Below are 26,115 nucleotides of genomic sequence, written 5' to 3' on the forward strand. Positions count from 1 at the left end.
TTTTTTATGCGGTAGGCACAACTGGTGAATATTTCGATAAATCAGGCCGTTACTATGATCCCTCAACCGATTTAAAGTCACGTCCTTGGTGGAAGCGCTCCGTAAATGAAGGCAAGGCTTGGGCTGCAACCGTAATTGATATTCGCTCAGGTCAAATGAACGGTTCTATCTATATGCCAGTTTATCAAGATAATAAACTTGCTTATATTGCTGGTGCTGATATCAAGCTAGAAGCCTTACAAAAGCTATTACTAAGTAAAACTAACTATGGTGATGGTGCTGAATTACTTGTTTTTGATGATGAAGGTAAAGTGATTCTTTTTTCTGATATGAAAGAAAAAGACTCAAAAGAACTGACACTTCAATTATTAGATCAAGAAAACCCAGGCATAGCTCAACTGAATAATTCAAATGTAGCAACTGATGCTTTACTTAATCTGACATTAAAAGAGCAGCCTTATTATGCCGTTGTACATGATATTTCAGTCGCCCATCCCAACTTATCATGGCATCTAGCTATATTGGTTCCTCAATCGCAACTTGATAACCAATTATCCAATTTAATGCGTAATGTATTACTCGGCTCTTTCTTAGTAATCATTATTGTGGGTATGACCGTTATGTTCGTCATTAACCGCTCGCTACGTAATGTTAATACTATTGCTAATGAACTGGTTGCTCTTTCTCAAGGCGAAGGGGATCTAACGCGTCAGTTAGCTATTACCTCTAACGATGAACTTGGGCAATTAGCGCATGGGTTTAATGGTTATAACGCTAAAATTAAAGATATCATCAATGAATCAAAATTAGTGTCTACCGATGTTGCTGTAACAACACATAGCGTGAGTAATGCATTATTAAAAGCCTCTCGTGATATGGAAGAACAACGCTCTGAACTAGCCGTTATTGCGACAGCAACGACAGAAATGGATCATGTAGTCAAAGACATTGCACAAAATGCAGAGATGACTCGCCAGCATGTTTCGGAAGCGAAAAATAACGTTGAGCATGCCCGATCCCTTACTGAGGGAGCAAATGCGCAAGTACAAACGTTAAACACAGCACTCATTCATTCTGAATCTGGCGTAAATGCTCTTCTTGTAGATGCAAAACAGATTGGGGATGTATTGCGTGTAATCCAAGAAATAGCAGATCAGACTAACCTTTTGGCGCTGAACGCAGCCATTGAAGCAGCTCGCGCTGGTGAGCTTGGACGTGGATTTGCAGTTGTTGCTGATGAAGTACGAAGTTTAGCAAGTAAAACGCAGCAATCGACCCACAATATTCAGCAAATTATTGAAGGTATTCAGAGTAATACACAAAGTGTTGCAAATGACATGGCAACAAATCGAAAAAGCGCAGATCAAACTTCCGATAAAATGGAACAGATCACCCAAGCTCTATTAATTTTAATGCAATCATTTGAAACCGTTTCAATGCAAGCAGAACAAGTTGCATGTGCGACTTCGGAGCAAGCCGAAGCGGTAAAAGAAATTGAACGTAATGTCACCCAAGTTAATCAATTATCACTATCAGCTGATGAAAGCATTGCTGGCATCACAATCGAAGCGAAAGAGCTTCATAGTAAAAGTGACGATTTGAATACATTACTATCACGATTCAAAACCCAATAACTTACCTAAATAATCCTTTAAAACGCCGTGCTAACAACACGGCGTTAATTTACTTACTCTACCGTTACCGCTTTCGCTAAGTTACGAGGCTGATCAACATCCGTCCCTTTAATTAAGGCAACATGGTACGAAAGTAACTGCATCGGGATGGTGTAGTAAATTGGCGCAGTAATATCACTCACATGAGGCATGGTAATGATCTTCATGCTTTCATCCGCTTCAAAACCTGCTTGTTCATCAGCAAATACATAAAGTAAACCACCACGAGCACGGACTTCTTCTACGTTTGATTTTAGTTTCTCTAATAAATCATTGGTTGGTGCAACCACCACTACTGGCATTTCTGCATCAATAAGCGCTAATGGGCCATGCTTTAACTCACCTGCCGCATACGCTTCAGCATGAATATATGAAATTTCTTTAAGCTTCAAAGACGCTTCAACCGCAATTGGGTAAAACTCACCACGGCCTAAAAATAGCGTGTGTTGCTTGTCTGCAAAGTCAGGTGCTAGCTCTTCAATCTCTTTATCAAACGATAACGCTTGTTCAATTTGAGCTGGCAATGCATGCAAAGCTTCAACTATCTCTTTCTCTTTCTCTTTTGAAATACGATTTTGTTGTTTACCTAATGCTGTTACCAACATAAGCAATGCAGCAAGCTGAGTCGTAAATGCTTTGGTTGACGCTACACCAATTTCAGTTCCTGCTCGTGTCATAAAGGCAAAATCTGACTCACGAACCAGAGAAGAGCCTGCTACGTTACATACTGTCATTGCGCCCATGTAGCCACGTTCTTTAGCTAAACGAAGTGCTGCTAACGTATCTGCCGTTTCACCAGATTGAGATAAGGTAATTAATAAACTATTTGGACGACTCACAAATTTACGGTAACGAAACTCAGAAGCAATTTCCACATCACAACTCACACCCGCCAATGATTCAAACCAATAACGAGCTGTCATGCCTGCATTGTAAGAGGTACCACAAGCAATAATTTGTACGTGTTCAACTTTATTTAAAATCTCAACCGCGTTAACACCAATACTCTCAGTTACCACTGAATCATGAGTAATACGCCCTTCCATTGTGTTGATAAGCGCTTTAGGCTGTTCAAACACTTCCTTTTGCATAAAGTGACGATATTGCCCTTTATCACCCGCATCGTGCTCAGCGTTTGATTCTATTACTTCACGTTCCACTCGTTCATCGCGGGCATCGAAAACCACCACATCACGACGAGTAATCTCTGCAACATCACCTTCTTCAAGATACATAAAGCGACGAGTCACATTCAATAATGCCAGCTGATCAGAGGCTAAGAAGTTCTCGCCCACACCAAAACCGATAACGATTGGACTACCAGAACGAGCAACAACGATACGACTAGGATCTTTACGATCAACCGCCACTGTGCCGTATGCACCGTCTAATTGTTTTGCTGTTTTTTGCAGAGCTTCAACCAAAGAAGCTGACGTGCGAAGTTCCCATTCAACAAGATGAGCAATCACTTCGGTATCAGTTTGTGAAGTAAACACATAGCCACGCTCTTGCAGCAGAGTGCGCAGTGCTTCATGGTTTTCGATAATGCCATTGTGTACAACGGCAATATCGCCAGACATGTGTGGGTGTGCGTTTGCTTCAGAAGGCTCACCATGTGTCGCCCAACGAGTGTGAGCGATACCAGTACCGCCAATGACATGTTGTTGATCGACTGCGTCTGCTAACTCTTGAACTTTACCAAGACGGCGTACACGAGTTAGGTTAGACTCGCTATCAACAACCGCAACTCCTGCAGAATCGTAGCCGCGATATTCTAAACGACGTAATCCTTCAACTAAAATCTCCGCTACATCTCTTTGTGCAACTGCACCTACGATCCCACACATGGCAATACTCCAATTATTCTAATTTTAAATTCTAGGTTTTAAGAAGCCTCTTATTGCTTCTTAGGTTATAAATAACCGTTGATTGGCAGCAAAAAATATCAACGGTGTCATATAAATTAAATCACTGAGCTCTGATAACTCGTACATTATGTGATTCAATTTTTTGTTGTTGTTCTTGGCTTAAATCATTATTGGTGATCAACACATCAATGCTGCCCCATGGCAATTCAACGTTAGGAATTTTTCGGCCAATTTTTTCAGATTCCACCATTAAAATAACTTCACGAGCCACTTCAGACATCACGCGGCTTAACCCCACTAATTCATTAAATGTGGTTGTTCCCCGTTCCAAATCAATTCCATCAGCACCAATGAATAACTGATCAAAATCATAGGAGCGTAATACTGATTCGGCCACTTGACCTTGAAAGGACTCAGAGTGACTGTCCCATGTTCCACCTGTCATCAATAACGTTGGTTCGTTTTCAATTTCTTGCAGTGCATTAGCAACAGGTAATGAGTTGGTCATTACCACTAAGCCATTTCGTTTCGATAATTGATTAATTAATGCCGCCGTTGTGCTGCCACTATCAATAATGATCCTGTTATGATCCTTAATCAGATCCACCGCAGCAGTTGCGATAGATAACTTTCGATTCGAAACCTCTTCACAACTGCCTTCTTGTATAATATTTGATGGCATTAAAACCGCTCCGCCATACTTACGCATTAGTAAACCATTCTTTTCTAATTCTGTTAGGTCTTTCCTAATAGTTACTTCAGAGATATCAAATAAATCAGAAAGATATTCGACGCTAACTTCACCTTGTTCTGTTAGTAGAGAAAGGATCATATGACGGCGTTGTTTCGTGTTTCTTTTTGACATAACAAACCCAGTAAGTTTCGATTTGAAAGGATTTTAGTTTCGTTTCATTTGATTGTCTATAGCAAGAAATTAATTCGTTTTAAATATTAAGATCTCATCAAAAATGCCCGTTTATTTAAAATAAGAGATGAGTTAGAGAGACAGCGCAGACTTTAGCGACTAAAAATTGCTCAAAACCGAAGGGGATGTTAATTTTATTTAATCACTTATAAGGAATTTTGTAGCCATGGACGACAACTACACCATTATCATCGCGGACGATCACCCCTTATTTCGCAATGCGCTTTTTCAATCCATTCACATGGCAATCAGTGGTGCTAATTTAATAGAAGCGGATTCGCTTGAAGGGTTATTGACGGTATTACAAAAAGACTCCGATCCAGATTTGCTTCTATTGGATTTAAAAATGCCCGGCAGTAATGGAATGTCTGGATTAATACAACTTCGATCTCAATATCCAGACCTGCCTATTGTTGTTGTATCTGCCAGTGAAGAGCCTAGTATTGTATCTCAAGTCAAAAGTCATGGTGCTTTTGGCTTTATTCCTAAATCTAGCGATATGAAATCACTCATTGCAGCCTTAAATCAAATTCTTGCTGGTGATTCCTATTTCCCTGAAGGGTCAATAAAAAATTCTGCAGCGTGCGATGATCTCGCGACGAAAATTGCGGCACTAACTCCTCAACAATACAAAGTGCTTGGTATGCTATCCGATGGCTTACTTAATAAACAAATCGCTTATGATTTAGAAGTATCAGAAGCCACGATAAAAGCGCACATGACGGCAATATTTAGAAAATTGAGCGTTAAAAATCGCACTCAAGCGGTTATTTTATTGCAACAAACGGAAAGTTAACCTTGATATAACACTCTAACCGTTAAAATAAGTTAGGTTGCCCATTCATTATTTTAATCCCTCTGCGTAACCTAACCTCTGGGAGAACCCATGATAAGTATCCTCATCACTCAATTTGTTGTTCTTTGGGCTGTCATTGACCCTATAGGATCCGTTCCTGTCTATCTTTCACAAACTCAACACCTAACCGCTAAACAACGTAAAGTCGTAGCTCTTAAAGCGGTAGCGATCGCGACGGCTGTACTTTTATTTTTCCTTGTTATTGGTCAACTTCTCTTAGAAGCAATGCAAATTCCTTTACCTGCCTTTCAGGTTGCTGGCGGGTTAGTCTTATTAATCTTTGCTCTTACTATGATTTTTGGTGAGAGCAAGCCAGATCAAGAACAGAAGATGAGCGAGGAACTAAGTCATTCAGATCTAGCAGATTTAGCGGTTTATCCTTTAGCTATCCCATCAATCGCCTCACCCGGCGCTATGATGGCCATTGTGATGTTAACCGATAATTCTCGCTATTCTTTTTTAGATCAGTCAATTACAGCAGCAGTCATGATTGTCGTTCTCGTCATTACGTTATGTTTATTACTTGGTGCAACGTTTATCCATAAGATAATTGGCAACGTTGGTGCCGCGATTATTAGCCGCGTTATGGGATTAATCTTAGCCGCTGTTGCCGTTAACAATTTACTGCTTGGTATTAAAGACTTCTATTTTTAGTTATGAATATACCTTAGACCTTGGTATTAATTAACATAAAATTAACACACCAATTTCTGTAGTCACCTCACATAAAACGCTCATATTTTGGGCGTTTTTCTTTATCTGCTCGACTAAAGTTGCACTGCTTTCTTCTCTTCTCACTGCTAATCTCTTTTTGGTTACATATTATTAACATAAAAAAGGAGCTGGCTATGGCGTTCGAAACAAAAGAACAAGCACAAGCCTATTGGAAGGAAAATCTAGGGATCATGGGTGGACTGCTTGCGATCTGGTTTTTAGTCTCATACGGCGCAGGGATATTATTTGTTGACGCACTTAATACCGTTCAATTTGCTGGATTCAAATTGGGGTTCTGGTTTGCACAACAAGGGTCTATCTATACTTTTGTCGCACTGATCTTTATCTATGTTGCTCGCATGAATGCGCTAGATAAAAAATACAACGTACAAGAAGATTAAGAGGAATTATCATGGGTATCCAAACTTGGACGTTTATATTAGTCGGTATCACTTTTGCTCTCTATATCGGAATTGCAATTTGGGCTCGCGCCGGATCAACCAGTGAATTCTACGTGGCAGGTGGCGGGGTTCACCCTGTTGCTAATGGCATGGCAACCGCGGCGGATTGGATGTCTGCGGCGTCATTCATTTCAATGGCCGGTATCATCTCCTTTGTTGGTTATGATGGTGCTGTGTATCTTATGGGTTGGACCGGTGGCTATGTACTATTAGCGCTTTGTCTTGCGCCTTATCTACGTAAATTTGGTAAATTCACCGTGCCAGATTTTATCGGTGAACGTTACTACTCTCGAACCGCTCGTATGGTTGCCGTGTTCTGTGCCATTTTTGTTTCCTTCACTTATGTGGCAGGACAAATGCGTGGTGTTGGCGTGGTGTTCTCACGATTCCTAGAGGTTGATATTAATATCGGTATCATTATTGGTATGGGTATCGTATTTTTCTATGCGGTACTGGGTGGCATGAAAGGCATCACTTATACGCAGGTTGCTCAATTCTGTGTCCTCATTTTCGCCTTCCTTGTTCCTGCGGTTTTCACCTCAATTATGATGACAGGTAACGTATTCCCTCAAATTGGTATGGGATCAACCGTTACTGGCTCTGAAGTCTACTTATTAGATAAGTTGGATGGATTAACGACTGAACTGGGGTTTACTCCTTACACTGATGGATCTAAGAGCATGGTTGATGTCTTCTTTATCTGTGCGGCGCTAATGGTGGGTACGGCTGGACTTCCTCATGTAATTATCCGCTTCTTCACGGTACCTCGTGTTAAAGATGCACGTATCTCTGCGGGCTGGGCGTTACTGTTTATCTCATTCTTATACACTACAGCACCTGCGGTAGCCGCGTTTGCTCGTGTAAATATGATTGAAACGATTAATGGTCCAGATAGCCAAGGGGTTGCTGCGGCTGATGCACCAAGCTGGTATAAAAACTGGGAAGACACAGGCCTTGTTGGTTGGGATGATAAAAATGGCGATGGCAAAATGTTTTACTCTGGTGATGAACGTAATGAAATGGACATCAACCGAGATATCATCGTACTGGCGTCACCTGAACTAGCAAGTTTACCAAACTGGGTTGTGGCACTATTAGCTGCGGGTGGCTTAGCCGCTGCATTATCAACGGCTGCCGGCCTACTACTGGTAATCTCGACGTCTATCTCTCATGATTTATTGAAGAAAGGCTTTAAGCCTAACATGACCGATAAACAAGAACTGCTCGCCGCTAGATTGGCTGCCGTGGTTGCTATTATCGGTGCAGGTTACTTAGGAATAAACCCTCCGGGCTTTGTAGCACAGGTGGTTGCCTTCTCCTTCGGCTTAGCAGCAGCGTCCTTCTTCCCTGCGATTATCTTGGGTATTTTCTATAAGAAGATGAATAAGGAAGGCGCGATTGCCGGTATGATTTCTGGTGTTACCTTTACCACGGCTTATATTGTTTACTTTAAGTTCATTAACCCTGCTGCAAGCACACCTGATAACTGGTGGTTTGGTATTAGCCCAGAAGGGATTGGTACACTAGGTATGTGTGTCAACTTCATTGTTTCAATTGCAGTAAACAAAGTGACAGCAGAAGTGCCTAAAGATGTGCAGGACCTTGTGGAATCAATTCGTTTTCCTAGAGGTGCAGGCGAAGCACACGATCATTAATTGTATATAAATAACGTCAGATATTGACTAAGCAAAGGGAGTTAGTGAATGCTAACTCCCTTTTATTTTATTTCATTTAACTTTTATCTATTTATATCAATACAATCGCGCTTATTAATTCATGATTACTTTCTAACATGACGATTCAACACGGCTCTTAACTTTAAAGGTTTAACCGGTTTTGCAATAAACCCAAATCCATTCGTTTTAATACTTTCCAATAAATCATCGGTTTTATCCGCACTGATCATCACCCCTTCAAATGCATTCCCTAAACGTAAACGGCATTGTTGTAATACCTCAAGTCCTGTTCTGTCGTTATCCAATCGATAATCAGAGAAAATCACATCTGGTACCCAACCCTCTTCTAGACAACGCAGGCTACTCATTAAATCGGTGGCGGTTTTTACTTCACAGCCCCAACGAGATATCAATGACTCCATACCAATAAGAATATCTGGTTCATTATCCACGCATAACACGCGAACTAAACTCAATGGTAATTCAGGCTTTTGCTCTATCCTAGGCGAATTACTCTCAAGCAGTACCCCTCTATTAAGTGTGACTGAAAATACCGAGCCTTGATTAAGCCATGAACGCAATGAAATCGTATGACCAAGCGCATGAGAAATACCACGAGCAATAGCCAGTCCCAAACCTAAACCTTGGTCAGCTCGGTTTTGATCAACACGAGTAAACTCATCAAAAATGGCTTGTTGTTTTTCTTCAGGAATACCAATGCCGCTATCCCATACATCCAAACGTATTTTACCTTGTACCCTTCTTGCTCCGAGTACTACTTTACCTTGAGGATTATATCGAAACGCATTGGTTAAAAAGTTTTGCACAACTCGGCGTAAGAGTTTGGGATCGGATTCCACCACTACATTTGAATGAATAACCTTAAAATCAATATCTTGCAGCTTGGCTAACGCACCAAACTCCGCTTCCAAATTAGAAAACAGACTGTTTAATGAAAAACTTTGAACATGCGTTTCTAACTTACCGGCTTCTAAGCGAGAAATATCGAGTAAATCCCCAATCAGATCTTCAGCAGCACCTAACGCACTTTCAATATGGCCTGATATTTTTTTTGTTTCTACTTCTTGGGCAACCTCACTTAATGAAGAGGCAAATAAACGTGCTGCATTTAAAGGCTGCATTAAGTCATGGCTAACGGCCGCAAGTAAACGACTTTTCGATTGAGAAGCCAATTCGGCACTTTGGGTTGCTCCAACCAATCGCTGATTTAATTTTTCTAACTCTTTGGTTCGCTCGTGAACTCGTGACTCGAGGGTCTCATTGGTCTCTTTTAGCGCTTTTTCTGCCTGCCTAAATACAGTGATATCCGTAAAACTCATCACAAATCCACCACTGGGCATCGGGTTACCTTGCACTTCAATAACTTGACCATCAGGGCGAATACGAGAAGATACATGACGAGTTCCTCGCTCTAAATGCTCGACTCGTCGTTGAACGTGTATTTCAGGATCACCCGGTCCACACAAACCTTGCTCTGCATTGTGACGGATCACATCAGCTATCGGTCTACCCACTTGAATTAACCCTGAAGGAAAAGTAAATAACTCTAAATAACGTTGATTCCATGCAACTAATTTCATCTGCTTATCAACCACGGCGATCCCTTGGCTAATGTGCTCAATCGCCCCTTGCAATAAACCGCGGCTAAAATCATATAACTCAGAGGCTTCATCAACGATGGTTGCTACCTCTTCCAATTGCATATTTCTGCCTTGTAATGCTGAAGTAAGAACCAAACGAGAAGAAGAAGCGCCAAATACTCCCGCGAGTACACGCTCGGTATGGCGAATTAACGCAGAGCTCGCCTGTTGTTGCGGCAATAAGGATTCATCATGTTGTTGAGAGAATTGGCGAAAGGCTTTTTGAGCTCGGCGACGACCAACAAACCGTGAAGCCAACATTTCTAATTCACCGACAGTAACGCGAGTTTGATAAACACTGACATCTTCATTTTCTGGTAAAGGAGCGCCAACAAATGAAGCCGCTTGTAAGCGCTCACTTAATGATGCCCGAGTGATTGATGAAACAAAAATAAATAATAGGGTGTTAAGGCCTAAACTGAGCATCATTCCCCAATCTGAGGTTTTAACCTCTAGAATCTGTAGCCATTCAGGCGGGGTGATTAACCATAATAAAACGTTATTTTCAGCACTGCCTGCTAACATTTGAGTTTGACTCATCAGAGTAACAACCCAAATTAAAAATCCTATAATTAACCCTGCATACACGCCTTTTTTGTTGGCATTTCGCCAATACAATCCACCAATTAACGCCGGTGCAAATTGAGCAATGGCGGCAAAAGCTAATAAACCGATGACCGACAATGAATCAATCGAATCAAGTGCTTGGTAAAACCCCCAAGCCGCTAATAGCAGTAATAGAATAAGCACGCGTCTAATCGTTACTAATAATTTAGAAAAATGTCCGAACGATCGTCCTGTGGTTTTTACTCGACGTAATAACAGAGGCAAAACTAAATCATTCGATACCATAATCGCAAGCGCAATGGTAGATACGATAACCATGCCACTGGCAGCTGACGTTCCGCCAACAAAAGCCAGTAATGCCATATTCTCAGCACCGACCGACAACGGCACACTGATCACAAAACTATCACTAAGACCTCCAGAGAGTAGAGCTTGTCCAGCCCAAGAGATAGGTAGCACAAACAGACCAATTAATATCAGATAGAGTGGAAACACCCAACGCGCCATTCGTAAGTCTTGCGCCTGCTCATTCTCTACAACCGTGGTGTGAAACTGGCGCGGTAAACAAATTATCGCCGCCATTGTTAAGATCGTATGGAATAAAAGGGTAATAAGATTGGGGGATTGGTAGGTTTCTTTGGCAATAGAAATTAAATCAATATTAGCATCAGAATAAGTCAAATAAAGAATGAAACCGCCAACCGCAAGAAAGGCGACTAATTTCACTATAGACTCAAAGGCAACAGCCATCATCAAACCACGATGATGCTCTGTCGTATCAATATGACGAGTACCAAAAAGAATTGTGAATACAGCAAGAGCGCCGCCAACAAACCAAGAGATATGCCCATCTCGATAGCCTGAATCCAAAGCTAAGTTAGGCGCAACAAGATCAAGCCCCATGGTGATCCCCCTCAATTGCAACGCAATATAAGGCAGTATCCCAACAACAGCGATAATCGTGATCACCCCAGCTAATCCTTGAGATTTTCCATATCGTGCAGCAATAAAATCAGCTATCGAGGTAATGTGTTCTCGCTTGGCAATCAAGATAATTCTGGCAAGAAATCGCCATGCAAATACAAACACAAAAATAGGAGCAAGATAAATAGGAAGGAAAGACCACGGGTTATTAGTGGCTTGGCCTACGGTGCCATAAAAGGTCCATGAGGTACAGTAAACCGCAATAGAGAGGCTATAAATCCACGGGCGGTATTGCGCTAGCCACCCTTTTTGTCTATCGCCATACCAGGCAATTAAAAATAATAATCCTAAATACGCCAGCGACACTGGCACAACAATCCATCCTTGTGTCATCACTCATCCTTGTGGATACCACTCTAGTGCCATAAAAAACGCTAGAAGGGTACAAATACTCTGTAACACCATTCTAGCGTTATAATTGTCGCTTGTTTTTTACTCAAGCCTACAAATGTGATTAAAGCCTATTTATCGGTCACTTTATCCAATTTAATCAGTAAAGCAAAAGAGCCCATTGCTGCCATTAACCAGAAAATATTGGCACCCCACACTTCATATCCCCAACCACTTAATGTCGTCATTAGCGCAATGAATGCCCCTAACGGAATCGCATTGTATAATGCTTGCAAAGGGATCATCTTATTTTGAGGGAAGCGTTGAATGTATTGGATTGCTGCCAAATGAGCCATTGCAAATGTCACCCCGTGTAAGGCTTGAACTAACACTAACGCAAACAGTTCTGTCGTTGCTGCCGTTAGCCCCCAACGAACCATCACCCCAGCAGCAGTTACTTTAAATAGTGTTGATACCTTCCACCCTGCAAACAGTCGCTTACTAAACGCAAATACCATGACTTCAGCAACCACACCAAGACTCCACAAGTAACCAATCGTACTTTCTTGATAGCCCGACTCTTTCCAGTAGATAGAACTAAAACTGTAATATGCTGCGTGGCTACCTTGAATTAGCGAGACTAAAATAATGAACTTTAATACTGGCGTTTCGGTTAATAGTGCAAGTAATGGTGGACGAGTTTGATCTTCTTCAGACACCGAGACGGGCATTGGGTTTGGATTTCGCATCACTAAAAAAAGTGCCGCTAATATCCCAGCAATCGCGGTATACACGATCATGTCAGTACCGAACCCTGAGACTAAATACCCAACAACTGTAGAGCCAGCAATGAAACTCACTGATCCCCACAAGCGAGTACGTCCATAATCTAATAAATTATTCTTTGCGTAATAGTTTGTCATCGCATCAGATAATGGAACGGCTGGCCCACAGGATAAATTAAAGAGCACGGTGACAAATGCCATCCACCAGAAACTCCCTCCATTAATTAAAAACAAACCAAGGGCGATTAATGAGGCGAGAGTAAGAATTCGTAACGCGGGAAGTAAATATTCCACTCTATGCAAACGTGGAGTGATCACCAAGTTAGCCACACAACGCGTCGCAAACCCGAGACCAATTAATACACCAATATCTCCAGCAGATACGCCTTGTTCTTCAAACCACAATGCCCAAAATGGTAAATAAACACCATAGGCAAAAAAGAACCCACCAAAGTATTGAGAGATCCAAGCAAAAGGTGAAACGCGAAACATGACAATGTCCAAAGGGAATAAAAAGAGAGGCTCATTATGGCATTGTATGGGTTTATAAAAAGGGAAAAACGAATTGAAAAAAACTGCACCTTTTAAAATGTGACTTCACCTTCAATTTTCACACTCTTTATGAAAACTCTAGACTAAAGTCGTCTTCATTCTTATTGCATATCTAGCGAGAATAAGGGAAATCGTCAATTAAAGGGTGGAGCTATGCCAAGTGAACTCAATTTCTCAATTGCTCCATTTAATACCCTCACAGCAAACCAGAAAGAGCAATTAACACGTCATGTCGACATTGTCTACTTTCGTGAAAATGACATTATTTTACATCCAGGACAATCCTCAGAAAGCTTATACATTATTATCAAAGGCGTAGTTGAAGAGCGATCTAACGACAGTGGAGAGATCTATACTCATTATACCCATGATGATATTTTTGATGTCCGATCCCAACTCGACGGCTCAGTAAAGCATTGCTATCACGCCCTTGAAGATACGTTATGTCACCTTATTCCTACCGAAGTGTTTCTTTCCATTTATCACGAAAATGCTGATTTCTCTGCTTATTTCAATGGCAGTTTAGCGAAACGTAAAGCGCTTCTCACTCAAGCAAATCAACAACAAAATTTAGCCGAATTTATTCTGACAAAAATTGATGATGATACGATTCAAACCGCCATTTCTGTCGATTGGAATGCGTCATTAAAACAGGTCACACATTTACTTAAAGAACATAATATTGATGCCCTTTTTGTAGAACTAAACCAATGCGACCCAAGACATAAAGGGAATAAAGACTCATTGCCGATCGGGATCATAACCCGCACCGACTTATTACACGCATTAGTCCTCAATAATCACGAGCCGAATCACCCTGTAGGTCCAATTGCGACCTACCCTATCGTATCGATACAAAAACACGACTACCTTTTTAATGCCATGACCCTAATGACTCGCCACCACGTAAAAAGAGTTGCGGTGTTAGAGGAGAACAAATTAATTGGTATGCTCGATATGACACAGGTATTGAGTCTTTTTTCTACTCATTCTCATGTATTAACTCTACGCATAGCCCGCTCACAAAGCATTGAAGAGCTAGCAATAGCAGCCAATAGTCAAACCCAACTCATTAATACTTTAATAAATAATGGCATTCGTACACGATTTATTATGGAGCTAATATCTACCGTTAATGAACAGATCATTGAAAAGGCGTTTACGTTAACGATTCCAAAAAGCCTTCATGAGCATTGCTGTTTACTGGTTATGGGATCAGAAGGGCGTAGGGAACAAATTTTAAAAACCGATCAAGATAACGCTTTAATCATTAAAAACGGATTGGAATGGCATCAAGTTGGCGAACTGATGACACAATTTACCCAGACATTACTGCAACTTGGCTACCCTTTATGCAAAGGAAATGTCATGGCCAGTAACCCTCACTGGGTCAAAACAGAGCAAGAGTGGCTGCGTTATATTGAACGAATGTGCACAGAGCATAATGGTGAGAATATGATGAACTTAGCCATATTTTCTGATGCGCAAGCCATTGCTGGTAATCGAGATTTACTGACGCCATTAAAGCAGAGCATAAGTCATCAGTTAAAAGATAACGAACTTGCCTTAAGCATTTTTACTCGCCCAGCACTGCAATTTACAGTACCGTTAACTCTGTTTGGCAACGTCAAAAATAAAAAAGAAGGGATTGATATTAAACAAGGAGGTATTTTTCCCATTGTTCATGGCATACGCGCACTCTCTTTGGAACAAGGAATCAAAAAAAACAATACCTTTCAACGTATTGAAGAATTAAACTCACGCAAAGTTTTAGAGCACTCAACCGCAGATAACTTAACCGAAGCATTAAAATTATTTTTTAAATGGCGACTTCGTCATCAGTTAAAAAACAGCCAAAATAGAGAGTCTAATTACATTGACATTGAACACCTCGATAGAACGGAAAGAGATTTACTTCGCCATAGTTTGCACGTAGTGAAAAAATTTAAAGAATGGCTTGGCTACCATTATCAAATAAGGGATTAAACGATGAATGCCCTACAGCGATTATGGTGGCGATATAAATTAAAAGACCACTCTCATTATTCTTTATTTTCATCCTACTCTGGTGATGAATTAGTCTCGATTGATTGCGAAACCACCAGCCTTGCTCCTAATCATGCTGAACTGGTTTCTATTGCTGCTATTAAGATTAAAAACAATCGAGTATTAACCAGCCAAACCATTCACTTAAAGCTAGCACCACCACACAATTTAAACTCTGATTCGATTAAGATTCATCAGCTGCGACATCACGACCTCACCAGTGGATTATCAGAAAAAGAGGCGCTTAATCAACTGATTCAATTTATTGGTTGTCGCCCAATTGTGGGTTACCACATTCACTATGACAAAAAGATTTTAGACCGAGCCTGTTTGCGTCACTTCAATCATCCTTTACCTAATTCATTAGTTGAAGTATGTCATCTCTATCATCATAAATTAGAACGACTACTACCAAACGCTTATTACGACCTAAGCATTGACGCTATTTCTAGACATTTAGACCTACCGCAGGCCAAACGCCATGATGCATTAGAAGACGCCATTGCCGCCGCATTAATTTATGTACGCTTAACTCATGGGGATTTTCCAGATCTGCCTACAATAAGGCTAGGTCGTAACAATAACTGACACACTATTACTGATCTGCCTCTCAAAAAACTATTCTCGTCACGCTGAAAATTCAGTAAACCCTTCTTTCTCTGACTAAAGTCTAATTGTTGAAAACCTATTTCTAACCGAAAGTAATATCAACCCAATCAATAAAAAAGCAGAGCCAATGATGGTGCTGCAATGAAATCCAGTCATAAATTGGATATTTGCTGTATTCACAAGGAGAATCAACATGAGTGACATTCACGTATACCCTGTCAATCAAGACATCGCTAACAATGCCCACGCAGATGATGAAAAATATCGTGAAATGTACCAGCAGTCCGTTATTAACCCTGAAGGTTTTTGGCGTGAGCATGGACAGATCCTTGATTGGATGACTCCTTATACAAAAGTGAAAAACACCTCTTTTGATACTGGCCATGTCGATATTAAATGGTTTGAAGATGGCGAATTAAATGTCTCGGTAAACTGTATTGACCGTCACTTAGCTACTCGCGGTAATGAAGTCGCGATTATTTGGGAGGGTGATGATCCACAAGATGACGCCTCAATTACCTTCAACGAACTCCATGAGCAAGTTGGTAAATTTTCAAACGCGCTTAAAAGCCAAGGCGTTCGTAAAGGCGATGTGGTTTGTATTTATATGCCGATGGTGGCAGAAGCCGCAGTCGCAATGCTTGCTTGTACCCGTATCGGCGCGGTCCATACCGTTGTTTTTGGCGGTTTCTCCCCTGAAGCACTAGCAGGACGAATTGTTGATTCCGATGCAAAAGTCGTGATCACGGCAGATGAAGGCGTTCGTGGCGGACGCACGGTTCCACTAAAAAATAACGTGGATGCTGCTTTAAATAACCCAGCAGTTACCACGATTGAAAAAGTTGTTGTGTTCCAACGTACAGGTAATGACATTGAATGGACTGAAGGTCGTGATGTTTGGTGGCATGAAGCAACCGCGATTGCTTCTTCACATTGTGAACCTGAAGCGATGAATGCAGAAGACCCTCTATTTATTCTTTATACTTCTGGCTCAACAGGAAAACCAAAAGGCGTATTGCATACCACTGGCGGCTATCTTGTTTATGCAGCAATGACCTTCAAATATATTTTTGATTATCAAGAAGGCGAAGTTTTCTGGTGTACTGCAGATGTTGGTTGGATCACAGGGCACACTTATCTGATTTATGGTCCATTAGCGAATGGGGCAAAAACCATTTTATTTGAAGGCGTACCTAACTATCCAAGCACGAGCCGCATGAGTGAAGTGGTAGATAAACACAACGTAAATATTCTTTATACTGCACCTACTGCAATCAGAGCATTAATGGCTCACGGTAAAGAAGCGATAGAAGGCACATCAAGAAGCTCTCTTCGAGTGATGGGGTCGGTAGGTGAACCTATAAACCCTGAAGCATGGGAGTGGTATTACAACACTATTGGTGATGCTCGCTGTCCAATCGTTGATACGTGGTGGCAAACTGAGACCGGTGGAATATTAATATCTCCACTACCTGGTGCAACCGCATTAAAACCAGGTTCAGCAACTCGTCCATTCTTTGGCGTTCAACCTGCGCTGGTTGATAACATGGGTAACCTCATTGAAGGTGCTGCCGATGGTAATTTAGTTATTACTGATTCTTGGCCGGGGCAAATGCGCACCATCTACGGTGATCATGACCGTTTTGAACAAACTTACTTCTCAACCTTTAAAGGTATGTACTTTACCAGCGATGGCGCTCGACGTGATCACGATGGATATTATTGGATCACAGGCCGTGTTGATGATGTATTAAATGTCTCAGGTCACCGCATGGGGACAGCTGAAGTAGAATCAGCCTTAGTCGCTTTTGATAAAATAGCAGAAGCCGCGATTGTTGGCGTTCCTCATGATATTAAAGGGCAAGCCATTTATGCCTACATCACGCTAAATTCAGGTGAAATACCAAGTGCAGAGCTGCATAAAGAAGTAAAAGATTGGGTTAAAAAAGAAATAGGTCCTATCGCTACACCTGATTTTCTACACTGGACCGACTCATTACCAAAAACACGTTCAGGAAAAATCATGCGTCGTATTCTTCGTAAAATTGCCACTGGTGATACTTCAAATCTAGGAGATACTTCAACTCTTGCTGACCCAAGCGTGGTTGATAAACTGATTGAAGAGCAAAGAAAAATCGCCTAGAACCATTCAATACAATCTAATTTTTATCTCAATAAGCCACTATTGTTCGCAATGGTGGCTTATTTCATGTGACGCCCTGCTCAAATTTACAGATATGTTATTTCTTTACTGATAACGTGCTAAGTAAACAAAATTTAAAACTGTATAATTGTTCAACAAAGTTGAAAGTATTTGTTAACTAACAAGTAAAATAACGGAACTTAACGGCCCTCTTTGCTTCTTATTATCATATTTGAATTAAAATATGTTTTATTCTCTTCTCATAAAGTGAGAACTTAGAGCTGATAAGACCAGTATTTTGCTGCGATTTGCTGTGATATTGTCTATAATTGCTTTTTATGAGCATTAGCAGTGTAATATTTGCAAAAACTCATCAAATCGAATATATAAATTATGCTTTTTTTACTTCAATAGTAAGAACAAGGAATTTAGCATCACAATGTCGACTCAATCGCGAATTTTAGTTCTCAATGGTCCGAACCTAAATCTATTAGGTCTTCGTGAACCGGCCCATTATGGCAGTCAAAACTTAGAACAGATTGTTAATACTTTAACTATTCAAGCTAACGCATTGAATATTGAATTAGAGCATTTACAGTCAAATCGTGAATATGAGCTGATAGAAGCAATTCATAATGCTTATCAACGTATTGATTTCATTATCATCAACCCAGCTGCGTTTACGCATACTAGTGTCGCTTTACGCGATGCACTGCTTGGGGTTGATATTCCTTTTATTGAAGTACATTTATCAAATGTCCATGCACGCGAACCTTTTCGACACCACTCTTATCTTTCAGATAAAGCGGTTGGTGTGATTTGTGGTTTAGGCGCTGATGGCTACGAATTTGCTTTGAATGCAGCAGCAAAACGTCTGCGTTCAAATTGATCACTGAATATAAACAGAAGAGATTACACAATGGATATCCGCAAAATTAAAAAACTGATTGAACTAGTTGAAGAGTCTGGCATTGCAGAACTTGAAATTTCTGAAGGTGAAGAGTCAGTACGCATCAGCCGTGCTGTAGCACCTCAAGCTCAACTAGCACCAGTACAACAAGTTGCGGCACCTGTAGCTGCTCCTGTAGCAGAAGCAGCTCCTGTTGCTACAGCACCTATCGCTGAAGCTCCAGCAGAAGTTGCTGGTCATAAAGTTTGTTCTCCAATGGTTGGTACGTTCTACGGCGCTTCAAGCCCAGACGCAAAACCATTTGTTAAAGTTGGTCAACAAGTTACTGCTGGCGATACACTTTGTATCGTTGAAGCAATGAAAATGATGAACCAAATTGAAGCGGACAAGTCTGGTACTGTTACTGCTATTTTAGTTGAAGACGGTAACCCGGTTGAATTCGATCAACCACTTGTTGTGATCGCATAATAGAGGTCACTATGTTAGATAAATTAGTTATCGCAAACCGTGGTGAAATTGCACTACGTATCTTGCGAGCATGTAAAGAGCTTGGTATTAAAACGGTTGCAGTTCACTCTACTGCTGACCGTGATTTAAAGCATGTATTGCTTGCTGATGAAACCATTTGTATTGGTCCTGCACGCAGTGCCGACAGCTACTTAAACATTCCTCGCATTATTAGTGCGGCAGAAGTGACAGGCGCTGTTGCTGTTCATCCTGGTTACGGCTTCTTAGCTGAAAATGCTGACTTCGCAGAGCAAGTTGAGCGTTCTGGCTTTATCTTTGTTGGTCCTAAAGCGGAAACTATCCGCATGATGGGCGACAAAGTATCAGCGATTACATCAATGAAAAAAGCTGGTGTTCCTTGTGTACCTGGTTCTGATGGCCCGCTAGATAATGACGAAGCGAAAAACAAATCATTTGCAAAACGCATTGGCTACCCTGTAATCATCAAAGCCTCTAGTGGTGGCGGTGGTCGTGGTATGCGTGTTGTTCGTGCAGAAAAAGATCTAATCGAAGCAATCGCAATGACTCGTGCTGAAGCAACAGCTTGTTTTGGTGACGGTACGGTTTACATGGAAAAATTCCTTGAAAACCCTCGCCACATCGAAGTTCAAGTAATTGCCGATGGTCAAGGTAATGCGATTCACCTTGGTGAGCGTGACTGCTCTATGCAGCGTCGTCACCAGAAAGTAGTTGAAGAAGCACCAGCACCAGGTATTACCGAAGAAATGCGTAAATACATCGGTGAGCGTTGTACACGTGCGTGTATCGATATTGCTTACCGCGGTGCGGGTACATTTGAATTCTTATACGAAAACGGTGAGTTCTACTTCATTGAGATGAACACACGTATTCAAGTTGAGCACACAATTACTGAAATGGTAACGGGTATCGACTTAATCAAAGAGCAACTGCGTATTGCCGCAGGCCAACCTCTTTCGTTTACTCAAGAAGACATTAAACTACGTGGTCACTCAATTGAGTGTCGTATCAATGCTGAAGATCCTGTTCGTTTCCTACCTTCACCGGGTAAAATTGAGCGTTTCCATGCACCAGGTGGTATGGGCGTTCGTTGGGAATCTCACATTTATACAGGCTACACAGTACCACCACATTACGATTCAATGATCGGTAAGTTAATCACTTACGGTGAAAATCGTGATGTTGCTATCGCTCGTATGAAAAACGCATTAAGCGAAATGATTGTGGAAGGCATCAATACAAATATCTCTTTACACCTAGATATTATGAATGATGAGAACTTCCAACACGGCGGTGCAAACATCCATTACCTTGAGAAAAAATTAGGCCTTCAATAGAACGCAATTTTTCATCTTAAGTTAAAGAAGTAAATAAAGGCCGCGAGTGATTACACTCACGGCCTTTTTCTATGGTAAAATTCGCCGATATTTTCAACTAAACAAAGTGATCCCCATGCCTTGGATTCAAGTAAAACTAAATGCAACATCTGAAAATGCTGAACAAATCAGTGACATGCTAATGGAAGAGACGGGTGCTCTTTCGGTAACGTTTTTAGATGCAAAAGATGTCCCTATCTTTGAACCTCTTCCAGGAGAGACTCGTTTATGGGGCGAAACGGATATTGTTGCTCTTTATGATGCAGAAACCGACATGGATTTAGTGATTGCACAATTAAAAGCAAGCACGGTACTTGATGATAACTTTGCTTATAAAGTTGAACAACTTGAAGACAAAGACTGGGAACGTGAATGGATGGATAACTTCCACCCAATGAAGTTTGGTGAGCGCTTATGGATTTGCCCAAGCTGGCGTGAAATCCCTGAGCCAGATGCGGTTAATGTTATGCTTGATCCTGGCCTTGCGTTTGGTACAGGCACGCATGCAACCACAGCACTTTGTCTTGAATGGCTAGAAAGTATTGACCTTAAAGGCAAAACCGTTATCGACTTTGGCTGCGGTTCTGGCATCTTAGCGATCGCAGCGATCAAACTAGGTGCTGCAAAAGTCGTTGGGATCGACATTGATCCTCAAGCGATCACCGCATCAAAAGACAATGCCGCTCGTAATGGCGTAGCCGATCAACTTGAATTATTCTTACCTCAAGATCAGCCAGAAAACCTTGTTGCAGACGTCGTTGTCGCTAATATTCTTGCAGCCCCACTTCGTGAACTTTCAAGTATTATTACCGCTCACGTTGCTCCTGGTGGCGTGCTAGCTATGTCTGGTGTCTTGGATACTCAAGCAAATGATGTTGCTTCATACTACGCAGATAACTTCACCCTTGATGCTATTGCCGAGCAGCAAGAATGGTGCAGAATCTCAGGAATTAAGAAGTAATCGTCCCTCAGACCTACTCTTCCTAAAAAAACTTCAATGCCTCAATACTAAATTTGAGGCATAAAACCGTCTAATTGACTGAAATATAAACAAATTGCATAAACTATTTGTAAATGCTCAAAATTTGGTCTTTTCAGGCGAGCAAAAAATGCGTAAAATGCGCGCCCTTGCTGACACAAACGTGTGTGGATGTTTTGCAGATAGGTAAATATACATTAAAGAACAATCTTATCGTTGCTCCTATGGCTGGTGTAACCGATAGGCCTTTTCGTGAGTTATGTATGCGCTATGGCGCAGGCATGGCTGTGAGCGAAATGATGTCTTCTAACCCAAAACTATGGAAAACATCTAAGTCCCAAAATCGCATGGTACATGAAGGTGAATCTGGTATTCGCTCGGTACAAATTGCGGGGGCAGACCCACAGTTGATGGCGGAAGCTGCGCAACACTGTGTTGAAACCGGTGCTCAAATCATCGATATCAATATGGGGTGCCCTGCTAAGAAGGTGAATAAGAAACTTGCTGGTTCCGCATTATTACAGCGACCTGATTTGATTGAAGAGATCTTATTAGCCGTTGTAAATGCCGTTGACGTTCCGGTAACTCTGAAAACGCGTACAGGCTGGGATCCAGACAACCGAAACTGTGTTCAGGTTGCAAAAATGGCGGAGCAATGTGGCATCCAAGCTTTAGCGCTTCATGGGCGAACCAGAGCTTGTATGTACAAAGGTGAAGCTGAATACGACAACATTAAAGCGGTAAAAGAAGCGATTTCTATTCCGGTTATAGCGAACGGTGATATCGACTCACCGGAAAAGGCTCGTTTTGTGCTTGAGTATACAGGCGCTGACGCTTTAATGATCGGCCGTCCTGCACAAGGTAGGCCATGGATTTTTAAAGAAATCCAACATTATTTAGAAACGGGCGAAATCATGCCACCTCTTCCAATTGAAGAAGTGAAGACCACTTTACTTGGTCATGTCCATGCGCTTCACCAGTTTTATGGTGAATTTTTAGGCCCTCGCATTGCTCGTAAGCATGTGGGTTGGTACTTAAAAGAGCATGAGCAAGCAACCGATTTCCGCCGCAGCTTTAACGCGATAGAGGACGCTTCACAGCAACTCCATCAACTTGAAAGCTATTTCGACCACGTTGCATCATAATAAAAGAAGAGCTAAACAGAATATGTTCGATCAATCTATGACTTCAGAAGCATTAACAGTTACAACAGTTACAGCACAAGACCAAATTACTCAGAAACCACTACGTGATTCTGTTAAGGCTTCGCTGAAAAACTACTTAGGCCAACTAAATGGTCAAGAAGTTAACGACTTATATGAATTAGTATTAGCTGAAGTAGAGCAACCTCTACTAGACATGATCATGCAGCATACTCGCGGCAACCAAACTAAAGCAGCAAACATGATGGGTATCAACCGTGGTACGCTTCGTAAAAAACTTAAAAAATATGGCATGAACTAGTCACGCCTTATTTCGAAAATTTAAAGCAGTGTTAAGCAATTAACGCTGCTTTTTTTATATCTAAGATAACGGCATTCATCTCTTTCTTTGATCAACAGATATAAAAAAACCGATACTACATTTCTGTAATATCGGCTTTTAAATCTCTTACCTACTATGGCGGCCAAGCTCGTTTCTTGCCACCACCAGCACCAGCTCCTGAGCGAATAAGCTCAACGGCTTTTGCTGTTTTTTCTTCAATGCCTTTTAAACGCTCATCAAGTTCACTTAAATCAGCTGCGGCTCCCGCGGTATTCGAACCTTGAGCACCAACACCATCAATCATTTTAGCGATCTTGGCATTCTGAGCTTCAATACGCTTAATACGAGCATCAAGCTCCATTACTGCCTTCCCTTGCTCACTGATTTTTTTATCGATAACTTTCAGAGCGGAAAGCAATTTCATTACGTATTGTTTTTCCATTAATTGGCTCTCACCTAATTGTCGCTCGTATTCTTTCCACTAATTATCGACCATTTTATCAACATCTTGAGTAAACAGGCACAATAATTTATGCTTTTTTCTCTTCTAACTCAGCTAAGGCAGAAAGAATAGAGCAATGAGAGGCATCTTCGTCAACATGACCACAACAAGCATCATTAATTCGCTTTAACGCGGTTCTAATTTCAGTGAGTTGCTCAATCTTTTTATCTATTGTATTTAGTTTAGTTTGAGTAATCGCTTTTACCTCAGCGCAACTGTGCTTTGTTGCTTCCAATCTAATGTCGAGTAACTCTTGTATTTCATCTAACGTTAAGCCCAACTGCTTAGCTTTTAAAATAAAACGAATTTGAGCAAGATTATCATCATTATAAAGACGATACCCACTACTGCTTCTGCCTGATGGTATAAGTAACCCATTTTTCTCATAAAAGCGTAATGTGTCGTTAGTTACATTACATCGTTTTGCCAACTCTCCAATCAAATACATTTTCATTTCGTCTTTTCCCTCTCTTTATGCGCTTTATTTGTATCGTTTTTTAATAAAAATGACATCTTTTTCTATATATGCAATCGATTGCGCGAGCTTTTTTGTTTAAGTTTAGTTAGAATATGCACCATTACGTTAATACAACACTTAATACTTTACTCTTTTCAATTAGGGTGTTTCCCAAAACTGGCCAATATCTGCTTCTCCTTAAACAAGAAATAGAGCAGAACAAGTTCATTTTTGGCAAAAATCCTAACTTAATTCTAAAGGAAGAAAGTAGTCATGAATAACGCACGTCCGATCCGTCGCGCGCTAATTAGCGTATCTGATAAAACTGGTATTGTAGAATTTGCTCAAGCACTGACTGAGCGCGGAGTAGATATCCTATCTACTGGTGGTACCGCTCGCCTGCTTGCTGAAAAAGGCATCTCAGTAACTGAAGTATCTGATTACACAGGCTTCCCAGAAATGATGGATGGCCGCGTTAAAACTCTTCATCCTAAAGTTCATGGTGGTGTACTTGGTCGTCGTGGCCAAGATGACGGCATTATGGAACAGTATGGCATCAACCCTATCGATATGGTTGTTGTTAACCTATACCCATTTGCAGAAACCGTAGCAAAAGAAGGTTGCACCCTTGCTGACGCTGTTGAGAACATCGATATCGGTGGCCCAACAATGGTTCGTTCTGCAGCGAAAAACCACAACGACGTTACCATCGTTGTAAACGCGCACGACTACGATCGCGTTATTACTGAAATGGACGCTAACGAGAAATCTCTTACTCAAGCAACTCGCTTTGATTTAGCTATCGCAGCCTTCGAGCACACCGCTTCTTATGATGGCATGATTGCTAACTACTTCGGTACTATGGTTCCTTCTTATGGAGAGAACAAGGAAGGTGATGAAGAGAGCAAATTCCCACGCACGTTCAATCAACAGTTCGAGAAAAAACAAGACATGCGCTACGGTGAGAACAGCCACCAAGCAGCGGCATTCTACGTTGAAGCCAATCCTGAAGAAGCATCAGTGTCTACTGCTCGCCAAATCCAAGGTAAAGCCCTGTCTTACAACAACATCGCTGACACTGACGCGGCACTTGAGTGTGTAAAAGAGTTCGATGAGCCAGCATGTGTGATTGTTAAGCACGCTAACCCATGCGGTGTTGCCCTAGGTAACAATATTCTTGAAGCTTATGACCGCGCATTCAAAACAGATCCAACGTCTGCATTTGGCGGTATCATCGCATTCAACCGTGAGTTAGACGCAGCAACAGCAACAGCGATCACTGAGCGTCAATTCGTTGAAGTTATCATCGCTCCTTCTGTTTCTGCTGAAGCAGTAGAAATCGTAGCGGCTAAGAAAAACCTTCGCCTACTTGAATGTGGTGAGTGGACGTCTAAAACAACTGGCTTTGACGTGAAACGCGTTAACGGCGGTTTGCTAGTTCAAGATCGCGACCAAGGCATGGTTTCTGAAGATCAGCTTAAAGTGGTTTCTAAACGTCAGCCAACGGCTGAAGAGTTAAAAGATGCACTGTTCTGCTGGAAAGTAGCTAAATACGTTAAATCTAACGCGATTGTTTACTCTAAAGGTGACATGACTATCGGTGTTGGCGCAGGCCAAATGAGCCGCGTTTACTCTGCGAAAATCGCTGGTATTAAAGCCGCTGATGAAGGTTTGGTTGTTGAAGGCTGTGCAATGGCATCAGATGCATTCTTCCCATTCCGTGATGGTATCGACGCGGCAGCAGAAGCAGGCATCAAATGTGTTATCCAACCGGGTGGATCTATGCGTGATGATGAAGTTATTGCCGCTGCCGATGAACATGGTATGGCGATGATCTTTACCGGTATGCGTCACTTCCGCCACTAGTTCTCTTGTCATCATTGGGGCGGTAACTGCGTTGACTACGCTCGCTTACCCTAATCACATAGCGAGCTATTCTCATAGGGATAAGCTCGCTTGTCGCCTTGTTAGCGCTCCCACTGATTTAAAGAGACCTCGAATAGTTGAATCGCGTAAGCACCAACTACTTTGAGCAAAACTTATTATTTTGTTTTTTTAAATATTCCGATA

Annotated in this window: 21 protein-coding genes; 15 read left to right on the forward strand and 6 right to left on the reverse strand. The window is 41.4% G+C overall.

The window, feature by feature from the left end; translation table 11 throughout:
• Positions 1-1,634, forward strand: a 1,634-nt coding sequence (locus F8B77_RS15300; protein WP_151656350.1) for a methyl-accepting chemotaxis protein, incomplete at its 5' end; no start/stop codon positions are given.
• A gap of 53 nt (positions 1,635-1,687) precedes the next feature.
• Here the strand turns inward: F8B77_RS15300 and glmS are convergent.
• Positions 1,688-3,520: a glutamine--fructose-6-phosphate transaminase (isomerizing) gene (glmS, locus tag F8B77_RS15305; RefSeq protein WP_151656352.1), complete on the reverse strand. Its 1,833-nt coding sequence runs from the start codon at positions 3,518-3,520 to the stop codon at positions 1,688-1,690.
• Between the two features lie 121 nt (positions 3,521-3,641).
• Positions 3,642-4,406 carry a DeoR/GlpR family DNA-binding transcription regulator gene (locus F8B77_RS15310; protein WP_151656354.1) on the reverse strand — a complete coding sequence of 255 codons (765 nt, stop codon included), beginning with the start codon at positions 4,404-4,406 and terminating at the stop codon, positions 3,642-3,644.
• A gap of 226 nt (positions 4,407-4,632) precedes the next feature.
• Here F8B77_RS15310 and F8B77_RS15315 point away from each other — a divergent pair, with 226 nt between their 5' ends.
• The 4 genes from F8B77_RS15315 (at position 4,633) to F8B77_RS15330 (ending at position 8,152) form a co-directional block, all read left to right on the forward strand.
• Positions 4,633-5,262, forward strand: a complete 630-nt coding sequence (locus F8B77_RS15315) for a response regulator (RefSeq protein WP_151656356.1) — start codon at positions 4,633-4,635, stop codon at positions 5,260-5,262.
• Between the two features lie 90 nt (positions 5,263-5,352).
• The gene (locus F8B77_RS15320; protein ID WP_151656358.1) at positions 5,353-5,976 is read left to right on the forward strand and encodes a MarC family protein; all 624 of its coding nucleotides are present in this window, start codon (positions 5,353-5,355) and stop codon (positions 5,974-5,976) included.
• A gap of 194 nt (positions 5,977-6,170) precedes the next feature.
• The gene (locus tag F8B77_RS15325; protein WP_130043815.1) at positions 6,171-6,437 is read left to right on the forward strand and encodes a DUF4212 domain-containing protein; all 267 of its coding nucleotides are present in this window, start codon (positions 6,171-6,173) and stop codon (positions 6,435-6,437) included.
• Between the two features lie 11 nt (positions 6,438-6,448).
• Positions 6,449-8,152 carry a sodium:solute symporter family protein gene (locus F8B77_RS15330; RefSeq protein WP_151656360.1) on the forward strand — a complete coding sequence of 568 codons (1,704 nt, stop codon included), beginning with the start codon at positions 6,449-6,451 and terminating at the stop codon, positions 8,150-8,152.
• Positions 8,153-8,277: 125 nt separating this feature from the next.
• Here the strand turns inward: F8B77_RS15330 and F8B77_RS15335 are convergent, their stop codons facing one another.
• Complete coding sequence (locus tag F8B77_RS15335) at positions 8,278-11,718, reverse strand: PAS domain-containing hybrid sensor histidine kinase/response regulator (RefSeq protein WP_151656362.1); 3,441 nt, start codon at positions 11,716-11,718, stop codon at positions 8,278-8,280.
• A 128-nt stretch (positions 11,719-11,846) separates the two neighbouring features.
• The gene (locus F8B77_RS15340) at positions 11,847-12,992 is read right to left on the reverse strand and encodes a 3-phenylpropionate MFS transporter (protein WP_151656364.1); all 1,146 of its coding nucleotides are present in this window, start codon (positions 12,990-12,992) and stop codon (positions 11,847-11,849) included.
• 213 nt (positions 12,993-13,205) lie between these two features.
• On the opposite strand from F8B77_RS15340, the gene F8B77_RS15345 reads away from it, so the two are divergent.
• The 9 genes from F8B77_RS15345 (at position 13,206) to fis (ending at position 23,065) form a co-directional block, all read left to right on the forward strand.
• Positions 13,206-15,038, forward strand: a complete 1,833-nt coding sequence (locus tag F8B77_RS15345; RefSeq protein ID WP_151656366.1) for a DUF294 nucleotidyltransferase-like domain-containing protein — start codon at positions 13,206-13,208, stop codon at positions 15,036-15,038.
• Between the two features lie 3 nt (positions 15,039-15,041).
• Positions 15,042-15,686 carry a 3'-5' exonuclease gene (locus F8B77_RS15350; RefSeq protein ID WP_151656368.1) on the forward strand — a complete coding sequence of 215 codons (645 nt, stop codon included), beginning with the start codon at positions 15,042-15,044 and terminating at the stop codon, positions 15,684-15,686.
• Positions 15,687-15,900: 214 nt separating this feature from the next.
• Entirely contained in the window at positions 15,901-17,850 is a 1,950-nt protein-coding gene (gene acs, locus F8B77_RS15355; protein ID WP_151656370.1) for an acetate--CoA ligase, read from the forward strand.
• A gap of 439 nt (positions 17,851-18,289) precedes the next feature.
• Positions 18,290-18,739, forward strand: coding sequence for a type II 3-dehydroquinate dehydratase (gene aroQ / locus F8B77_RS15360; RefSeq protein ID WP_151656372.1), 450 nt, complete (start codon positions 18,290-18,292; stop codon positions 18,737-18,739).
• 30 nt (positions 18,740-18,769) lie between these two features.
• Positions 18,770-19,228 carry an acetyl-CoA carboxylase biotin carboxyl carrier protein gene (gene accB, locus F8B77_RS15365; protein WP_130043807.1) on the forward strand — a complete coding sequence of 153 codons (459 nt, stop codon included), beginning with the start codon at positions 18,770-18,772 and terminating at the stop codon, positions 19,226-19,228.
• Between the two features lie 11 nt (positions 19,229-19,239).
• Entirely contained in the window at positions 19,240-20,583 is a 1,344-nt protein-coding gene (gene accC, locus F8B77_RS15370; protein ID WP_130048517.1) for an acetyl-CoA carboxylase biotin carboxylase subunit, read from the forward strand.
• A gap of 115 nt (positions 20,584-20,698) precedes the next feature.
• Positions 20,699-21,583, forward strand: coding sequence for a 50S ribosomal protein L11 methyltransferase (prmA, locus tag F8B77_RS15375; RefSeq protein ID WP_130043805.1), 885 nt, complete (start codon positions 20,699-20,701; stop codon positions 21,581-21,583).
• A gap of 194 nt (positions 21,584-21,777) precedes the next feature.
• A complete protein-coding gene (dusB, locus tag F8B77_RS15380) occupies positions 21,778-22,746 on the forward strand; it encodes a tRNA dihydrouridine synthase DusB (RefSeq protein WP_165367202.1) in 969 nt (322 codons plus the stop codon).
• Positions 22,747-22,768: 22 nt separating this feature from the next.
• Positions 22,769-23,065 (forward strand): DNA-binding transcriptional regulator Fis, encoded by a 297-nt coding sequence (gene fis, locus F8B77_RS15385; protein WP_005421285.1) that lies wholly within the window; start codon positions 22,769-22,771, stop codon positions 23,063-23,065.
• Between the two features lie 154 nt (positions 23,066-23,219).
• Here fis and F8B77_RS15390 read toward each other — a convergent pair whose 3' ends face one another.
• Together F8B77_RS15390 and zntR are read right to left on the reverse strand one after the other, a co-directional pair.
• Positions 23,220-23,528 carry a hypothetical protein gene (locus F8B77_RS15390; RefSeq protein WP_130043803.1) on the reverse strand — a complete coding sequence of 103 codons (309 nt, stop codon included), beginning with the start codon at positions 23,526-23,528 and terminating at the stop codon, positions 23,220-23,222.
• 88 nt (positions 23,529-23,616) lie between these two features.
• Positions 23,617-24,036 carry a Zn(2+)-responsive transcriptional regulator gene (gene zntR / locus F8B77_RS15395; protein ID WP_130043996.1) on the reverse strand — a complete coding sequence of 140 codons (420 nt, stop codon included), beginning with the start codon at positions 24,034-24,036 and terminating at the stop codon, positions 23,617-23,619.
• Positions 24,037-24,318: 282 nt separating this feature from the next.
• Here zntR and purH point away from each other — a divergent pair, with 282 nt between their 5' ends.
• Entirely contained in the window at positions 24,319-25,911 is a 1,593-nt protein-coding gene (gene purH / locus F8B77_RS15400; protein ID WP_151656376.1) for a bifunctional phosphoribosylaminoimidazolecarboxamide formyltransferase/IMP cyclohydrolase, read from the forward strand.
• The last annotated feature ends 204 nt before the right edge of the window (positions 25,912-26,115 follow it).

This window comes from Aliivibrio finisterrensis (assembly GCF_008933155.1).
In the GTDB taxonomy this organism is placed as follows: domain Bacteria; phylum Pseudomonadota; class Gammaproteobacteria; order Enterobacterales; family Vibrionaceae; genus Aliivibrio; species Aliivibrio finisterrensis.

What these genes read in the sequence shown, in the direction of transcription:
- glmS (WP_151656352.1), bottom strand. Translation starts at nt 3,520, where the DNA reads ATGTGTGGGATCGTAGGTGCAGTTGCACAAAGAGATGTAGCGGAGATT.
- F8B77_RS15310 (WP_151656354.1), bottom strand. Translation starts at nt 4,406, where the DNA reads ATGTCAAAAAGAAACACGAAACAACGCCGTCATATGATCCTTTCTCTA.
- F8B77_RS15315 (WP_151656356.1), top strand. Translation starts at nt 4,633, where the DNA reads ATGGACGACAACTACACCATTATCATCGCGGACGATCACCCCTTATTT.
- F8B77_RS15320 (WP_151656358.1), top strand. Translation starts at nt 5,353, where the DNA reads ATGATAAGTATCCTCATCACTCAATTTGTTGTTCTTTGGGCTGTCATT.
- F8B77_RS15325 (WP_130043815.1), top strand. Translation starts at nt 6,171, where the DNA reads ATGGCGTTCGAAACAAAAGAACAAGCACAAGCCTATTGGAAGGAAAAT.
- F8B77_RS15330 (WP_151656360.1), top strand. Translation starts at nt 6,449, where the DNA reads ATGGGTATCCAAACTTGGACGTTTATATTAGTCGGTATCACTTTTGCT.
- F8B77_RS15335 (WP_151656362.1), bottom strand. Translation starts at nt 11,718, where the DNA reads ATGACACAAGGATGGATTGTTGTGCCAGTGTCGCTGGCGTATTTAGGA.
- F8B77_RS15340 (WP_151656364.1), bottom strand. Translation starts at nt 12,992, where the DNA reads ATGTTTCGCGTTTCACCTTTTGCTTGGATCTCTCAATACTTTGGTGGG.
- F8B77_RS15345 (WP_151656366.1), top strand. Translation starts at nt 13,206, where the DNA reads ATGCCAAGTGAACTCAATTTCTCAATTGCTCCATTTAATACCCTCACA.
- F8B77_RS15350 (WP_151656368.1), top strand. Translation starts at nt 15,042, where the DNA reads ATGAATGCCCTACAGCGATTATGGTGGCGATATAAATTAAAAGACCAC.
- acs (WP_151656370.1), top strand. Translation starts at nt 15,901, where the DNA reads ATGAGTGACATTCACGTATACCCTGTCAATCAAGACATCGCTAACAAT.
- aroQ (WP_151656372.1), top strand. Translation starts at nt 18,290, where the DNA reads ATGTCGACTCAATCGCGAATTTTAGTTCTCAATGGTCCGAACCTAAAT.
- accB (WP_130043807.1), top strand. Translation starts at nt 18,770, where the DNA reads ATGGATATCCGCAAAATTAAAAAACTGATTGAACTAGTTGAAGAGTCT.
- accC (WP_130048517.1), top strand. Translation starts at nt 19,240, where the DNA reads ATGTTAGATAAATTAGTTATCGCAAACCGTGGTGAAATTGCACTACGT.
- prmA (WP_130043805.1), top strand. Translation starts at nt 20,699, where the DNA reads ATGCCTTGGATTCAAGTAAAACTAAATGCAACATCTGAAAATGCTGAA.
- fis (WP_005421285.1), top strand. Translation starts at nt 22,769, where the DNA reads ATGTTCGATCAATCTATGACTTCAGAAGCATTAACAGTTACAACAGTT.
- F8B77_RS15390 (WP_130043803.1), bottom strand. Translation starts at nt 23,528, where the DNA reads ATGGAAAAACAATACGTAATGAAATTGCTTTCCGCTCTGAAAGTTATC.
- zntR (WP_130043996.1), bottom strand. Translation starts at nt 24,036, where the DNA reads ATGTATTTGATTGGAGAGTTGGCAAAACGATGTAATGTAACTAACGAC.
- purH (WP_151656376.1), top strand. Translation starts at nt 24,319, where the DNA reads ATGAATAACGCACGTCCGATCCGTCGCGCGCTAATTAGCGTATCTGAT.